At 45.2% G+C, this 16,176-nt stretch carries 15 protein-coding genes; 6 read left to right on the forward strand and 9 right to left on the reverse strand.

What is annotated here, in order from left to right:
- Positions 1-56 precede the first annotated feature (56 nt).
- The 5 genes from QUA71_RS09255 to QUA71_RS09275 all read right to left on the reverse strand — a co-directional run bounded on the left by QUA71_RS09255 (position 57) and on the right by QUA71_RS09275 (position 5,960).
- Entirely contained in the window at positions 57-1,697 is a 1,641-nt protein-coding gene (locus QUA71_RS09255; protein ID WP_333284259.1) for a mucoidy inhibitor MuiA family protein, read from the reverse strand.
- A 63-nt stretch (positions 1,698-1,760) separates the two neighbouring features.
- Positions 1,761-2,360, reverse strand: a complete 600-nt coding sequence (locus tag QUA71_RS09260; protein WP_333284261.1) for a Uma2 family endonuclease — start codon at positions 2,358-2,360, stop codon at positions 1,761-1,763.
- A 113-nt stretch (positions 2,361-2,473) separates the two neighbouring features.
- Positions 2,474-3,364: a methylenetetrahydrofolate reductase gene (locus QUA71_RS09265; protein WP_333284262.1), complete on the reverse strand. Its 891-nt coding sequence runs from the start codon at positions 3,362-3,364 to the stop codon at positions 2,474-2,476.
- A gap of 145 nt (positions 3,365-3,509) precedes the next feature.
- Positions 3,510-4,520 (reverse strand): tryptophan--tRNA ligase, encoded by a 1,011-nt coding sequence (gene trpS, locus QUA71_RS09270; protein ID WP_333284264.1) that lies wholly within the window; start codon positions 4,518-4,520, stop codon positions 3,510-3,512.
- 237 nt (positions 4,521-4,757) lie between these two features.
- The gene (locus QUA71_RS09275) at positions 4,758-5,960 is read right to left on the reverse strand and encodes an HlyD family secretion protein (protein ID WP_445243767.1); all 1,203 of its coding nucleotides are present in this window, start codon (positions 5,958-5,960) and stop codon (positions 4,758-4,760) included.
- 251 nt (positions 5,961-6,211) lie between these two features.
- Between QUA71_RS09275 and QUA71_RS09280 the strand changes: the two genes are divergently transcribed.
- Complete coding sequence (locus QUA71_RS09280) at positions 6,212-6,439, forward strand: secretion protein HlyD (protein ID WP_333284266.1); 228 nt, start codon at positions 6,212-6,214, stop codon at positions 6,437-6,439.
- A gap of 477 nt (positions 6,440-6,916) precedes the next feature.
- A complete protein-coding gene (locus QUA71_RS09285; protein WP_333284268.1) occupies positions 6,917-9,127 on the forward strand; it encodes a peptidase domain-containing ABC transporter in 2,211 nt (736 codons plus the stop codon).
- A gap of 170 nt (positions 9,128-9,297) precedes the next feature.
- On the opposite strand, the gene QUA71_RS09290 is transcribed toward QUA71_RS09285, so the two are convergent.
- The 4 genes from QUA71_RS09290 to QUA71_RS09300 form a co-directional block, all read right to left on the reverse strand.
- Positions 9,298-10,212, reverse strand: coding sequence for a protein kinase domain-containing protein (locus QUA71_RS09290; protein ID WP_333284315.1), 915 nt, complete (start codon positions 10,210-10,212; stop codon positions 9,298-9,300).
- Positions 10,185-10,550 (reverse strand): protein kinase domain-containing protein, encoded by a 366-nt coding sequence (locus QUA71_RS29220; protein ID WP_445243768.1) that lies wholly within the window; start codon positions 10,548-10,550, stop codon positions 10,185-10,187. The genes QUA71_RS09290 and QUA71_RS29220 overlap by 28 nt, the downstream gene beginning before the upstream one ends.
- A gap of 46 nt (positions 10,551-10,596) precedes the next feature.
- Positions 10,597-10,722, reverse strand: coding sequence for a hypothetical protein (locus QUA71_RS09295; protein ID WP_333284270.1), 126 nt, complete (start codon positions 10,720-10,722; stop codon positions 10,597-10,599).
- Between the two features lie 499 nt (positions 10,723-11,221).
- Entirely contained in the window at positions 11,222-11,614 is a 393-nt protein-coding gene (locus tag QUA71_RS09300) for a Fur family transcriptional regulator (protein WP_190737581.1), read from the reverse strand.
- Positions 11,615-11,757: 143 nt separating this feature from the next.
- On the opposite strand from QUA71_RS09300, the gene purS reads away from it, so the two are divergent.
- The 4 genes from purS to QUA71_RS09320 all read left to right on the forward strand — a co-directional run.
- Positions 11,758-12,042, forward strand: a complete 285-nt coding sequence (purS, locus tag QUA71_RS09305) for a phosphoribosylformylglycinamidine synthase subunit PurS (RefSeq protein ID WP_333284273.1) — start codon at positions 11,758-11,760, stop codon at positions 12,040-12,042.
- 319 nt (positions 12,043-12,361) lie between these two features.
- On the forward strand, positions 12,362-13,063 hold the full coding sequence (purQ, locus tag QUA71_RS09310) for a phosphoribosylformylglycinamidine synthase subunit PurQ (protein ID WP_333137801.1): 702 nt from the start codon (positions 12,362-12,364) through the stop codon (positions 13,061-13,063).
- A 356-nt stretch (positions 13,064-13,419) separates the two neighbouring features.
- Positions 13,420-15,465, forward strand: coding sequence for an ATP-binding protein (locus QUA71_RS09315; RefSeq protein WP_333284275.1), 2,046 nt, complete (start codon positions 13,420-13,422; stop codon positions 15,463-15,465).
- On the forward strand, positions 15,458-16,176 hold a 719-nt coding region (locus QUA71_RS09320), incomplete at its 3' end, for a WD40 repeat domain-containing protein (protein ID WP_445243769.1). The genes QUA71_RS09315 and QUA71_RS09320, both read left to right, overlap by 8 nt.

Below are 16,176 nucleotides of genomic sequence, written 5' to 3' on the forward strand. Positions count from 1 at the left end.
TTCTGGCGAATAAGGACTCAAGTCCTGATTAGAAACAACTTTTTACCTCCTTAATATTAAATATCTAAACCCGTAACTGTTAAGTCGGGAGGATGTTCGACAACAAACTGGTAATATAACTCTTGCTTTGCTTGCGGCGGCAGAGACATTATCCATTCTAGCAGTCCCATTTCACCTGCTACTATCTTCGGATTAGTGAGAGTCGATCGCACTTTAATTTGTTCATTACGGCTGACTGGCAATTGCTCTTTTAGTGTCAGGTGTACCTGCACCTGATGCAAGTTTGTCACATTTAAGCGATAAGCGTAACTCGTGCGCCTCTGCTGACCGATCAGTTTTTTATCTACTTGTCTTTCTACTAATTCCCGCTCTATTTTTAGCCCTTCATCTATTCCTAAATTCAGTTTATATTCTTGCCCTGGGGAAACATTTTCTAACTGCACACTGCCGACAAAAGTGTTGTCGCGAAAGATATTTGCTTTACCGGGCAGAAGAGTTGCACCTGTCAGCGGATTCACAACAACTGCTTGCAAATACGCAAAACTGACTAATCGCGGGACGGCTATATATTCAGGTTTAAACGGATAATTTTCGCTAAAAATCGTCACTTTGTGCGGTGTAGCGTCGCTGGGAATCTTGGTATTTCCCCCTACTTGAAATGAGACGGTGCCGCCTTCTTTCGATACTTGTGTGGTCGCGGTTTGAGCTGCTATGAGTTGGGCAGCAGCAGCAGGTGGCCCACTTTCATCAAACTCTAAGTTTGTATAATCTAGTGCTATTTCTGCTTCCGCAGGCTGTCGGCTGCGTGTCATCATCAGGTCTCGGGTCTGAGCAGATCTTGGGTAAACAGTATCGATAAACCAGGGTTCGAGTTTTGGTGGCAAAGTTCCCATTCCCGGTTTTGCTGTGGATAAAGTCAGCCCTACTCCCGTCCAATCTTCCCCTGTATTTTGATTGACTTCGGCTAAGTAATTGAGATTAATTTGGTTTTTGGTAGTGTTGACTCGCAAGTCGTAAAGGGGAGTCCAGCGGGCTCCCATGACTACATAGGAAACTTCTAGTTCAAAATTGCCGGTGCCACTGGGTTCTATGGCAACAATGATGTTAAAACTTTGCTGAGAATGGGGAGTTTGTACTTGCCGCAACTGCTGCAGCAAAGCTTCTATTTGCTTGTCTAATTCGCGCTGCTGTTTTTCGTGCTGGGCGATCGCACTTACATATTTTACGTAATTAGTTCCTAAAAAGTTGAGCAATTCGCCAGTTTCGTTTAAACCTACCTGCTGTTTGGCGATGCTGCTGGAAAAGAAACCGACGCTTTTTTCGCTCAAACCTTCCACAAATTTGAGCTGAATTTTTCGGGCGGTTATTTTGTCGTTAATTCCCCGTCTTTGGGTTTGTAACTCCTGAATTTGTTGGGTTAATTCGGCAGTGCGATCGCCCACAGGTTCGCTGCTAAACACTGTTTCGGTTCGCACTCCCAGCAATCGCACTGCAACCGTACCCGCACCCGTGGCCCTGACTGACTCTGTTTCGAGGGTTGCGGGTACAGAGGCGATCGCCAATTCTCGCTCGTTTCCCGTCAGAGATACCGTACCGCGCCGCGTCACCAAAGCGCGATCGGTATAAACTGTAACTTCTGATATGCTAGTATTTAGTGTTTTAATGGTATCAGAATTAAGTATTTCTGAGTCAGTCATTGCCAGTGGCTCCTATTTAATAACCGTTTAGTCGATCGAGCTATTTCAAAAATAGTTTATTGGTCAATTTTCCCGATCGCCCATTCCTTTAGCAAACTCCTCAAGCGCATCCAAAGGCGAACCAAATAAAATGCAGCTTTTCAGCAAAGATAAGTCTAACTCAGGCAGCATTTCGCTGCTAGTAATGGGATCGTAACCTTCCTCTCGGAGATGGTAAAGCTCTAGAGTGCCATCTTCCAAAAACCAGACTTCCGGGACTCCCATCAGTCGGTATTTCTGAAGTTTAATCGGACTACCGCTAGTGATAACAATCTCAATACATAAATCTGGCACATCTTTAATAGTTCCGAAACAATAAGACAAATCTGCCTGATAATCTACTTGCTCTTCGACAATCTGACTGTAAGTACCGCTGGGAAAAAATACAATTCTTCTTTGCAGAAAATACTGTCCCATTAGCAAGCCCATCAAACACCTAATCGCTTCATGCAACCTTCCAGTACCCACAATTTCTAGAACTCCATCACAATAAAATAAGCGTACATTCGGCACGTCTTCAAAACCAGCTTGAATAGCCTTGAATTGATGCCATGTCACACCGCGCCAAGTGAAACGTTGTTCGATTGCGGGAGAAGTGGTTGGATTGTCTACAGTTTGAAGCATGATTGTTTTATTGATGTTCAAAATGGTAGCGCGCGAGTGGGCGGGTTTATGAGTTTACGAAATCGTTAGTTTTAGGAATTTATAATTGGTAAAACCCGCCCCTACGTTTAAATTTAGCTCAGCGGCTCGATTCCTGCCAAATCCAAAATTTGAGGAATTAAATCTTCTCGTTTGACGGCCATCATGTGAACTCCTTGACAAATCTGCCGCGCTAGTTTGACTTGTTCTGCAGCAATTTTTATGCCTTCCTGCAAGGGTTCGGGAGCTTTTGCTAAACGGTCGATAGTCTCTTGTGGGATGTGAACTCCCGGCACGTATTTTTGAATAAATTCAGCATTTTTAGCTGATTTAAACAAAAATATTCCTGCTAAGACTGGCTTGTTGCAGCCCGCTGCAACGTGGTGCATAAACTTATCCAAAACTTCAAAATCTGTAATTAATTGACTCTGAAAAAACTGTGCTCCAGCCTCTACTTTTTTCTCGAATCGACTTTGCAAACCCGACCAACTGGGGGATTGCGGATCGACTGCTGCACCTACAAATAAATCAGTAACTCCGTCGGTTAAAGGTTTGTCATTCCAGTCTTGGCCGCCGTTCATTTTTTGAATAACTTGCAATAGCCGAACTGATTCCAAATCGAATACACTTTTTGCTTTAGGATGGTCGCCCGCTTTGACGGGATCGCCTGTAAGTGCTAATACATTGCGAATGCCTAAAGCGTGGGCTCCCATGAGATCCGCTTGCAGGCCAATTAAATTGCGATCGCGACAAGCAACTTGACAAATTGGCTCAATTCCGTGCTGCACTAAAATCGCCGAAACTGCTAGCGGGCACATTCGCAAAACTGCGCGACTCCCGTCTGTGACATTAATTGCGTGAACTCTGTTTTTGAGGCGTTCAGCCATTTGAATTGTGTGAGTTATGTCGCCACCTTTTGGCGGGGCAACTTCGGCGGTAATTATAAATTCTCCGGGGGTGGTGCAGGCTGTGCGAAAACGGTTCATGATTATTTGTCTGTTATGGGTTATTGGTTATTTGACTGTTGACTGTTGACTGTTGACTGTTGACTGTTGGCAGTTGTTAGTGGGCAGTTGGCAGTTATCATTCTTAACAAGTAACCAAGAACAACTAACAACTAACAACTAACAACTAAACAGGTAAAGAATAACCGAAAGCTTTCTTAACCTTAGTTAGAGTTTGATTAGCAATAGCTTCTGCTTGTTCTCTTCCGCGACGTAGTACAGACTCTAAATATCCCGGATCGTCCATTATTTCTTTGTATTTATCCTGAATTGGCTTGAGGGCATTAATTGCCGTCTCTGTCAGCAAGGGTTTAAAATCTCCCCAACCCATGTTTTCACACTCTGTTGCTACTTCTTCCTTAGATTTGCCGGAAAGCAGGAGATAAAGTGTCAGCAAATTTCTAGCTTCGGGGCGATCGGGGTCGTCAAAAGTCAAACCCCGCACGGCATCTGTTTTGCAGCGCTTGATTTTTTTGGCGATCGTATCGGGCGAATCCAATAAATTAATTCGACTTTGTTCGGAAGGGTCAGATTTCGACATTTTGCGCGTGCCATCTGTCAAACTCATTACCCTCGCACCGTCAGTCCGAATTAACGGTTCGGGAAGTTTCAATACTGGCTTTTCGGGTGTGCCGAATTGGTGATTTAATCTGATGACAATATCGCGGGTGAGTTCCAAATGCTGTTTTTGGTCTTCTCCCACTGGCACTTTGTCGGCATCGTAAAGCAAAATGTCTGCTGCCATTAACACGGGATAATTTAGCAAACCGGCGTTGACATTTTCACCTTGTTTAACTGCTTTTTCTTTAAACTGAATCATATCTTCGAGCCAGTTAATCGGCGTAATACAGTTGAGCAGCCATGCTAGTTCTGTGTGCGCCGAGACGTGGGATTGCACGAAAATAGTAGAATATTCTAAATCGATCCCGCAAGCTAAATAGAGTGCCGCGATCGTGTAAGTGTCGGAGGCTAGAGTTGCTGGATTGTGCGGTGCGGTAATTGCGTGCAAATCGACTACGCAGAAGTAATTTTCGTACTGACTTTGACCTTCTACCCAGTTGCGAATGGCACCGAGATAATTGCCGAGGTGAAGATTGCCTGTTGGCTGAACTCCAGAAAGAACGCGCTGTTTGCCCATGAGGAAAGAATAGAATTGAACTCACATTTCTATATTGACACGTTATTTTGATTTAAGATACTCTTGGTTTAAATTCACATCTTACACCATTGTCAGCAACGGGCTAGAAGCCCGTTCCACTTTTAAGACATCTGTAGAGACATGACCTTGCCGTCTCCTTACCTTTTTAAATATCTGTAGGGAGACGGCAAGGCCGTGTCCTTAGCCGTAGTATTTAAGAAATGGGCTTGAAAGCAATTACCAATCTGTCAGCAACCTTGCTTTGCGTAAAACAAATGTCAGAACAGTTTCTTCGCCGGTAATAATATCGGCTCTGCCTTCCATTCCCGATTGAATCGAATACTGGCGGGGGACATTAGCCTGGGAGTTTCCGAAGAATTGGCTGTTGGCGGATTTGAGTTTTGTTAAATAAGTTTGTTCGGGCTTAATTGCCACTTCGTAATAAGCTGTACCTAAATTATTAGTGGGATTTTGAGTGGCGATCGCATCTGGGGCGATTTCGCTGACAGTTCCTTTTAATGTGCCGTAATCGGGGAAAGGCAAAGCGGAAATCCTGATCTGTACGGGTTGGCCGATTTGGATGCGGGCGATGTCTTGGGATGTTACCTTGGCTTTGACTACCAGGGGCACGTCGCTGGGGACAATTTGGGCGATCGCGCTGCCGGCTTGTACGGTTTGGCCAGTATTTCGTACTTCCAGTTTGAGAATTGTACCATCAGCGGGGGCGCGGATCACGCTATTTTCGAGTTTTAAGTCAATTTGATTTAGTTGTTTTTTAGCTTGAATTAATTGTTGTTGAAGGGACGATCGCTTAACGAGCAAAACCCGCCGACTTCGGCCCAGTCTCTCGGCCACATCTGGTAGCGATGTGGCGAATTTTATTAAAGCGGATTCGATTAATTCCTGTTGGGCGGAACTTTCACTTTGGATGCTTTTAAATTGGGCGCTGGCCAAAATTTGATTTTCTAAGTCGCGCAGTTGCTGGCTGATTTGCTGTGCTGCTGTTTGAGACTGATTAATTATTTCTTGTAACTGCTGTTGTTGAGCGCCCAAACGCGAAGCGTCTACAACTGCGATCGCATCTCCTTCTTTTACTGTCTGATTCTCGCTGACAGCAATGCTTTCGACGGTTCCTTCGGTTGCGGCTTGCACGACGCGCACTTCTCCGGCGGGACGGACGATCGCGTCTGCTTTGACTGTAGCGCTGTATTTGGTGACGCTAGCGAGGGCGATCGCCCCGCCAAAGGTCGCCACCATCAAAATGCCCCCCAAAGTCGTCCAGCGGCTGACAGGGGGCAAAAACTGGTCGTTATCAAAGGTTTCAGCGGGTGTGGCTTCGGGAGTCAGAGACATGGCGGCAAGGGGGAGAGGGGAATAGTTTGGAGTTTTGAGTTTTGAGTTGGGGGGAGGGATAGATCGATCGCTGATTTGTTTTGTCACCTTTACGATCGGCTTTCCGGAAACCAAGCATAGGTTTAGAAGTCTAAATCAAAATTCACAGGGTAAAGGTAAAAATCCGCACAGCTTTGCCGTTGTCACCCACAAACTTCGCCAAATATCAAGAGGAGTGAAGCCAGCGGGCTACAGTCAGGAAAATATGGGATTTTTGCAATGACTTTTGGCGCTGTTACCGGGTTTTTCCTGTATGCGTAGGTAGTAAGTAAGTACATAGGTATTAATAGGAGTTTTTTATGTCAGAAAATCAACCAAATTCACTCTTCATGGAACTAACCGATGGAGAATCTGCTACTGTCAACGGTGGCAGCATTACCAGCGGTGTTAGCGGTGCTAAAAGCAACAGCGAGACGGATAACAGCAGCAGCTATCGCCTGAATATCCTGTTTTTCCTCCCGCCGCCTAGCCAGCTTTATCAGTACAATCCGAACGACTATCGCACTTTCAAAACCCTAATGGTTTAGATAGCTGAGTCAAGTTGTGCGATCGAGTAAAATTTGAATATTTCTCCGTAATATTCCGGAGGTTGCCCAGCACTAGCAGAAGTATTAGTCAGTATTTACACGAGGCTCTAGAAATTAGATAAGATTTCTAGCTTCCCTTCACTTTTCTATACTTAAACGGAGTCAAATCATGGAAGAAACAAAGGACAATTCACTGTTTACTGAACTTACATCTGAAGAATCAGCTAGCGTCAACGGCGGTCACTATTATTCTGATCGATACAAATGTTACCGTCCGACCCGTCACGTCGTGTACCGCCGGGATTTCGACGGCTCCTTAAGAGTAGTGTACCGCTACTGGTAAAGTTTACGGCTGTCAATTGGGCTCGATTGATACGAATCAATAAAGCACCCATAAACTTATGGGTGCTTTGTTCTGATTGGCTACTCGGTGAGGGGTAATGTTCATTAGGCTCTACTCATTATTCATTTTGCCAAATGTTAAAAAACATTCCTTTTATCCGAGAAATGCCTTTCTTCGGACAAGTAAACAGGCTGATGAAATATCAGGTTGTTCTCCAGCAGAGCGAAGAAGATTGCGGTGCAGCTTGTCTGGCTTCGATCGCCAAATTTTACGGACAGAATTTTACAATTAGCCGCTTGCGAGAATTTGTCGGTACGGGCCAGCAAGGGACGAGTTTACTGGGCTTGAAACAAGGCGCTGAGGCGATCGGCTTTAATGCTCGATCGGTGAGAGCGGCCGCTGCAATTTTAGACAAGCTCGATGATGCCCCTCTACCGATGATTATTCACTGGAACGGCTCTCACTGGGTTGTGTTGTACGGAAAACAGGGCAACAAATATGCGATCGGCGATCCCGCTGTCGGTATGCGCTATGTTTCTAAAGCAGAATTAGCAGCAGCTTGGACAGATTGGCTGTGCTTGCTAGTAGAACCCGATGCTGAGCGGTTTTTTGCGGCCGCAGAGGGTCAACCGCCCGCTAATTCCTTACAAAAATGGATGCGCCGGATTGGGATTTACCGCCCGATTTTAATGGAAGCATTTTTGCTGAATGCAGTGTTGGGTTTGCTGTCAATTTCTTCGCCTTTTCTAGTTCAAATGCTCACCGACGACATCCTGGTGCGGGGCGACAGACAACTCCTGGCAAGCGTGGCGAGCGCAGTTATAGTTATGAACCTTTTTAGCAGCAGTTTAGGATTGGTACAGTCCAACTTAATTGCTCAGTTTTCCCAGCGTTTAGAATTGGGATTGGTGATGGAATTCGCGCGCAAATTCCTGCGATTGCCTTTGAGTTTTTACGAAACTAGACGCACTGGCGAAATTGTCAGTAGATTACAAGATATCCAAGAAATAAATAAATTAGTTTCTCAAGTCGCTATCAGCTTGCCCAGTCAATTTTTCATAGCTGTAGTTTCTTTTATTTTTATGTTATTTTATAGCAAGGAACTGACGTTAGCAGCTACAGCTATAGCTCTGTTAATGACTGCCTCTACAGTGGTATTCCTGCCCGTATTGCAGCAAAAAACGCGCAGTTTATTGGTGTTGGAAGCAGAAACTCAAGGCGTTTTAGTAGAAACTTTTAAAGGCGCACTGACGGTCAAAACTACTAGCAGCGGTCAGCAACTTTGGGAAGAATTTCAAACCCGCTTCGGTCGCTTAGCAAATATCACTTTTCGCACCACACAAATTGGTATTCTCAACAATATATTTTCTGGTTTTGTTGCCTCTGCAGGCAGCATTACTCTGCTGTGGCTTGGTAGCGGTTTGGTGATTGACAAGGTATTGAGTATAGGTCAGTTGCTAGCGTTTATTAGCATGAATCAAAACGTTACTACTTGGGTGAATTCGCTAGTAGGATTTACTGATGAGATGACTCGCGTGCAGACAGCTACTCAACGGCTGTCGGAAGTCATCGATGCTGAAGCGGAAACTAAAGACGATACGAATAAACCTTTCGTAACAATTCAGAACCGCGACGGTATTGTTTGCAAGAGTGTTAATTTTCACTACCCCGGCCGACTTGACTTGCTGGAAAATTTTTCTGTCACATTTCCCGGCGGTCAAGCAATTGCTTTAATCGGCCATTCCGGCTGCGGAAAAAGTACGCTGGCTAAAGTAATTTCTGGTCTGTACCCGCTGCAATCTGGTAATATTAGAATTGGCGGTTACAACTTACAGGATTTGTCTCTCGACAGTCTCAGACAGCAGGTAGTTTTGGTTCCTCAAGAAGCACATTTTTGGAGCAGATCGATTCTAGAAAATTTTCGTTTGGGCAATCCAGATATCAGCTTTGAACAGATTGTTAAAGTCTGCAAAATTGCGGGGGCGGATGAATTTATCAGCCAATTGCCGGATAAATATCAAACTATTTTAGGGGAGTTTGGAGCGAATATTTCTGGCGGACAAAGACAAAGATTGGCGATCGCCCGCGCCATTCTCAACAACCCGCCCGTATTGATTTTAGACGAATCTACTGCAGGGCTTGACCCTGCAAGCGAAGCGGAAGTTTTAGAACAATTGTTGATGTACCGGCACGGGAAAACGACGATTTTTATCAGTCACAGACCGCGAGTGATCGATCGCGCCGATTGGATTATCATGTTAGAACGCGGCCGATTGAAACTGCAAGGCTCGGCTGCAAAATTGCGATCGATTCCAGGAGACCATTTAGAGTTTTTGAATCCTTAAACAAGTGAGAACTTATTAAATCCCCGACTTCTTCAAGAAGTCGGGGATTTGAGTCTTCTGTTGTCCTCAATCAATCTGACATATACCATTGTGTAATCCAGTCATCCACCTCACCCGTGCGAGGATTACGCACACAGATTGCTTGAGTCATGGGATTAAACTCTGCCTTCCTATGGCATTATCCTTTCAGCAAACCGATATTCTTTGCCTTCCTTAAAGGCGGTAAAACTTTGCCCGTCACGGCTAAACATTACAGAGAAACTCTCTGTACCACCCCCTGGGTACACAATGTGAACTTCAATTGATCGTGCCCTAACATTGCTTTTTCTCCAAACACCCCCCCACAAATTACTTGCACTCACCGTTCCGTCGGCGGAAAATCTCCAGGGAACTGGATGGTAAAATCCAGGTTCTTCCCCCACTCGCCACAGGGTGTTGTTCACCATGGAAAATATTTCGTCTGTGTATCTAGTCATAGGAGCTTGTTGAGCCACAATCAGTGTTCCAAGCGATCCCATGATTCCAAAAATGACTAGGCTGCCAAATATAACCTTTGTTGGTTTGGAATTTGTGAAATTCAACGCTTTTCCCAGGATACCGTTTTCACGACCAATGTCAATTGGCTGAAGTTCCTTCAACGCAATAGCGGCATTAGGATAGCGGGTTTTAATGCTGGTAGATACCATTTTCTCTAGCCAGTTAACAAACTGATAATTCAATCTAGGTAGCTTCTTTTTAAATTGAATCTGACTATGCTCATCGAGTAAATTTCCAATCTCCGTTGATTTTGTTTTTGTCAATAAACAAATTAGTGTCATTCCTAAACTATAGAGATCGGATGATTCTGTCAGTTCACGATTGAATAGTTGTTCTGGTGGCATAAATCCCATTGTGCCTTTAACAACACTGCTAACTGTTGTATCGTCACTTGTGCGGGCAAAGCCAAAGTCTATGAGATAAGCTGCGATCTGTCGTGAACGATTAACCAGAATATTTTCTGGTTTAATATCTCTATGGACAATAGAGGGAGAGTGCTGCTGTAAATAGACAAGAATATTCAATATCTCAATAGCAATTTGCTTAATTTCCTGGGTTCAAAATGTTGAGACTGAGACAAAGGAACAGCTCTTTTGTATTCCTGAATTAAGCAAAACCCGTTCGCAGTTTCAAATGAATTAAGATATAGGGGGATGTTAGGATGATTAAGTGATTTTAAGATATTAAGTTCTGCTTGATAAGCATGATACCCAGCCCAAGAGGTTGTGCTGGCTGCAAATTGAAATTGCTTGATCGCAACAGCTTTTTGATCTTTTATTTGAATTGCTTTGTAAGTAACTCGACCTCCAGAGCGATTTTCCCCTAGAACTCGGTCAACCTGATATCCTTGAGAACTAAAGTCTGGATACTCATTTGTTGATTGCATATCTATAAAAGTAGGGTAGTATTATGATGATGGCACACTGTAATTTTCAGATGCTTTCACGATTCAGCGTAGTCGAACCAAAATCATTCGCCTCCATCTCCAACTCCATTGCCAGCATTATAATGATTTTTGCCAGCAGCCGATTGACGATTTCGTGAGGTTCTCCTGGCATCCCGATCTCCAATACTCCCTGGCCATAGGCAATGCGAGTTGGGCGATTATCTCCCAAGTCTTGCAGCAAGGCTTCATAGGTTTTCCAGGTTAGCCCTGAAACGATCGTGGCACTACCAGGAGTCCACGATCACTGGGGGCATGGATTAGCTCTCTAGCGGATGATACTTCTGTTTCTGAGGTACTCGCATTATAGTGTTAATCTGTAGGGTGCGTCGCTGCGAAATATTGGTGGATAAAACTTAAAGATTGACGGGTGGCGACGCACCTTACACGGGCGATCGCAAGATTGTGTGTACCACATCTACATGGAATATGCTATAGCCTTTCTCAGAAAGATGAGGCCCTATAGGGTATAGGGCATAGGACATAGGGCATACCTCACTTTTTTGAGAACCGCTGGAGTTCTTTTGCGATGATTATGGGATATTTGGTTTTACCTTTTTTAATTCGTCAACAGTTTCTTGAAATCGCCTGGTATCTAATGACTAATAACTTCTCTAAGATTCTTGAGCCAAAGTACATCGATCGCACAATCCGAAAAACTCCAAAGTGTGATAATAAATTTTGAAAGAATGAGATTGTTGTAGTTGGCTTTCTAAGTGGTGGACGGGGCATTCGTCGATCGTAATGGAGGTGCCACATTCCAGACAAGTTAAGTGATGTTGGTCTTGGTGAGCGGCACCGTAGAGAGATTCGCCACTAGCAAGCGTTCTGACGTGAACGAACCCCTCTCGCTTTAAACCGTCGAGGGAACGGTAAACGGTTGCTAAGCCCATGCTTTGGTCGCTGTTACGCAGTTCTAAGTAGATATCTTGCGCTGAGAGCGATCGGTTTAGGACTTTGAGCAAGTTTAAAATACGCTCCTGACTGCGGGTGCGGTTGGTTCTCATAATTTTTTTGTGTAATCTGCTAGAGTCAAATCTGTCCCTGTTTCTAGGCTATCTTACTTGGGCTAACCGAATGGCGATCGGCGCGCAGCTCGGTTGTAGAATACAATGGGGCTAACTTTCACATCACCTACCGCAACATTCCCGTGACTCAGAAATATCTTGCCCAAATCTATGTTACCCTCCGCCCTTCTGTTTTAGATCCCGCCGGCACTGCCGTACAGTCTGGTTTGCAACACATGGGATACGACAATGTTGAGCGTGTGCGAATCGGGAAGTACGTTGAATTGACGCTGACTGCTGCTGCTGAGTCGGAGGCCCGCGAACAACTCGATCGCGTTTGCGACCAACTTTTGGCTAATCCAGTGATTGAAAATTATCGCTTTGATTTGACTGAAATTCCTGTTGCCGTGGAGACAGCGACGGCATAAATGCGATCGTCCCTAGGGTGTTTTTAAACTCGGAGATCCCCCCTAACCCCCCTTAATAAGGGGGGGGACAAGAGGGTTCTGAAAGTCTTTGTTAAAAAGCGAGGACAAGAGCGTTCAAAGTCTTCGTTAAAAACACAAGAACTAGAACGACTCAAAGTCCCCCTTCTTAAGGGGAATTTAGGGGGAGCGAGACTTAGAGACAAGCGAGAAAAACATAAGATTTTAGTCTTATGTTGACACCTCTTCCTTCTTCATGACATCCGTTACATCCGTTACATAATCCGTTGCCGAACTTCCTTCTTCCTTCTTCCTTCAGCTTATGAAATTTGGAGTTATTGTTTTTCCGGGTTCAAATTGCGATCGCGATGTGGTGTGGGTGACTCAAGGGTTACTCCACCAACCGACGCGGATGATTTGGCACGAAGATACCGATATTTCGGATATTGATGTCATTGTAATTCCCGGTGGTTTCAGTTACGGAGATTATTTGCGGTGCGGCGCGATCGCCCGTTTTTCTCCGGCGATGCGGGCTACTGCGGAACACGCGAAAAAAGGAAAGCTTGTATTAGGCATCTGCAACGGTTTTCAGGTGTTGACTGAAGCTGGTTTATTGCCCGGTGCTCTGGTGCGGAATGCGGGATTGAATTTTATTTGCGATCGCGCTTCTTTGAAAGTCGAACGCGGTAATACTCGTTGGACTGCCGCTTATACTACGGGTGAAATCATCGATTTGCCGATCGCCCACGGGGAAGGCAACTATTATGCTGATGCCGATACTTTAGCAGAACTAGAAGAGCACAAGCAAGTCCTGTTTCGCTACTGTACTCCGGCGGGCAAAATTAGCGATGCTGGCAATCCCAACGGTTCGTTAAATAATATTGCGGGTATTTGCAACCGCCAAGGCAATGTGTTAGGAATGATGCCGCATCCTGAGAGGGCATCCGATCCGATGTTGGGCGAAACTGATGGGGTGAAATTGTTTCAAGGGTTGTTGATGGCAAGTGTTGCTGCTGTTTTGTAGTTGATATTTGTCTCTGATTTTATGAACAGGCAAGATGCCTGTTCCACAGTAGATTAAATTTGTTGTGGAACAGGCATCTTGCCCGCCCAAAATCGGCAAGATGCCTGTTCCACAGTAGATTAAATTGATTGTGGGGTGGGCATCTTGCCCGCCCAAAATCAACAGGCAAGATGCCTGTTCCACAATACATCAAGTTTCTTGTGGGGTGGGCATCTTGCCCGCCCAAAATCAACAGGCAAGATGCCTGTTCCACAGTAGATTAAATTGATTGGGGGGTGGGCATCTTGCCCGTCCAAAGAAATACAATTTAGATGCGGGACAGCTTATCAACTTTTGAAAAGAGGAATATTTATTTTATGCCACTAATGGACTTAGCTAATTTTAAAACTAGGGTAATTGGATGCAGTGCGCTGATGGCTGTCGGGCAACTTATTTCAAGCGCGATCGCCAATCCGGCAACTCAAGCAGCAGCGGGTATTATCGGCGGCCCGATCGCACTTGGGGGAGTTTCTATCTTAGCGGCGATTGCTGGTAGTCTCGCTGAGACTATGGCCGCTGATGAACTGGCAAATCGGATGACGGAACGGTTGAGCAAAAATCCGAGGATTCTCGATAATCACGATTTGATTAAGGCGGCGGGTGAGGCGATCGGCTATATTTTGAGAGAGGTTGCGAAGTCCGATCGCCTAATTGCGATCGCCGAAACCAAAAAATTGCCTTATCCAGAAACAGCACTCAGTCAATTAGCCGAGAAAACTCCTGAATACTGGCTGGATATTAACACGAATACAGCCGATTTGTCAAGTAGTTTAAATATTTCCGAAGACCAGTTAACCAAAATTTTTTCTGCGGATGTCGAGGAGTTCGATCGAGTTACCGGATTGACAACGGCAGATTGGGCAAGTTTCCTCAACGAATTCGCGGCCAGCGAGGGGAAATCCTTCGATGCGGAAATTGTGGAATTTGTCGCGGGCAAACTGTACGCAACTTTTCCGAAAGCGTACCGCGAAGTGCTGAAACTGGATGCGGCGAAGGGAGGAGAAAAGTTTGCCGCGATGCTGTTGAATCTGCACCAAATTGCTTTGGCGGAACTGAGAGATTTGGGGCTGCAAAATGGGGCAATTCTGCAAAAGTTGGAGGCGGTGGCAACTGGGCAGCAGATTTGTCAAGTGATGGTGAAATTGTCAGCGATCGAAATTGGCATTCGGGACGATTTGGCGCAAATTAAAACATCACTGGAACGATTTGTTGATACTTCCGCGCCTCAATTGCCGCTTCCCTACGAGTGCGAAACGATTATTCAAGACCGGACTCAAGACTTTACCGGCCGCAGATTTGTGTTTGAAGCAATTATCGAATTCTTGCAGAAAAAGCCGAAAGGATATTTTGTTTTAGAAGCAGCTCCGGGTGTCGGGAAAACTTCAATTATGGCGAAGTTAGTGCTGCTGATGAAGCGGCGCTGTGTTGTCCATTTTAACTCGCAATCTCAAGGCACTGTTAAGGCAAAGCAATTTCTTGAAAATGCCTGCACTCAGTTAATTCAAGCCTTTAAACTGGATTACCCAAAATTGCCAGAAAATGCAACTACAGATGGCAATTTTCTCAGTCGATTGTTGGGGGAAGTCAGTCCTAAATTGGGCGGAAAAAAGTTAGTTTTTGTTTTGGATGCCCTCGATGAAGTCGATATGAGCGATCAGGGGCGCGGCAGCAATGTTCTATATTTGCCAGATGCTTTGCCGGATAATGTTTATTTTATTTTGTCGAAGCGACCGGAAACTCTGCGTTTGCCAAATCATCAGGTTTTTGATTTGATGCAGTACAGTTCAGAAAGTTTGGCGGATGTCAAGGTTTATATTGACAAACGCACCAGCAACAGCGCATCAATTCAGAATTGGATTAACCGTCAAAATTTGCAGCGCGAACAGTTTGTGGCGGCGGTGGCGGAAAAAAGCCAGAATAATTTTATGTACCTGCGCTATGTGCTGAATGATATCGATAGCGGCAAGTACAGCGATGTGACTTTGAAAGATTTGCCGAGGGAGTTGGAAGGATATTATGAGAAGCACTGGGCGCGGATGGAAATGGCGGTTAAGGATAAAGAATTGCGCCGCCGGAAGTTGAAGGTTATTTATTTGTTGACCAAAACACGCAAGCCAGTTTCCTGCGATATTTTGGCGGATTTTGCTGATGAAGATGCCTTGGATGTGCAGAAAGTTCTCGATGATTGGGAACAGTTTCTGCGCCGTAGCGGTGATAGTCCTCCCGATTACAGTATTTATCACGCGAGTTTCCAAAGATTTCTCCACCGTATCGATGTGGTGCAGAAAGCTGGGGTTTCGCTGCGGGATATTGAAACGGCGATTTCTGATAATTTGTGGGAGGATTTGTACGGCGATGAGTAAGTTTAAAGAAGGGTTGAAGAAACTGTCGCCGAAAAAGCGGCTTTATGCTTTGGAAACTTTGCCGGGGCATTTGGCCCAGAGTGTTCAAGGGGAACGGCTGCATCAGTTGTTGACGGATTTTGATTTTATTGAGGCGAAGTTGGATGCGATCGGGGTTCAAGCATTAATTGAGGATTACGATTTGGCGAGAGTTTCTGATGTTTTGTTGTCGGAGGGACCAACGGAAACTGTGAAGTTGATTCAGGGGGCAATTCGGAAATCGGCGCACGTTTTGGATGGGGATAAAACGCAATTAGCTGGGCATTTATTGGGGAGATTGCTGGATTTTGAAATGCCTGAGATTCAGGGGTTGCTGGAACAAGGAAGGCAATCGAAAGATAGTGTTTGGCTGCGGCCTTTGAAGGCTAATTTAGAGCGGGCAAATGAAGGGGCGCTGCGGACGCTTGTCGGTCATACTCAGTCGGTATATGCAGTGGCGATCACACCCGACGGTAAAACCGCGATTTCTGCTTCATCGGATAACACCCTGAAAATCTGGGACACCGAGACAGGTACCGAAGTTAGAACCCTCACCGGTCATACTAGCGGGGTATATGCAGTGGCGATCGCAGCCGACGGTAAAACCGCGATTTCCGCTTCATCGGATAACACCCTGAAAATCTGGGACACCGAGACAGGTACCGAAGTTAGAACCCTCACCGGTCATACTAG

The organism is Microcoleus sp. MON1_C5 (assembly GCF_036701875.1).
In the GTDB taxonomy this organism is placed as follows: domain Bacteria; phylum Cyanobacteriota; class Cyanobacteriia; order Cyanobacteriales; family Microcoleaceae; genus Microcoleus.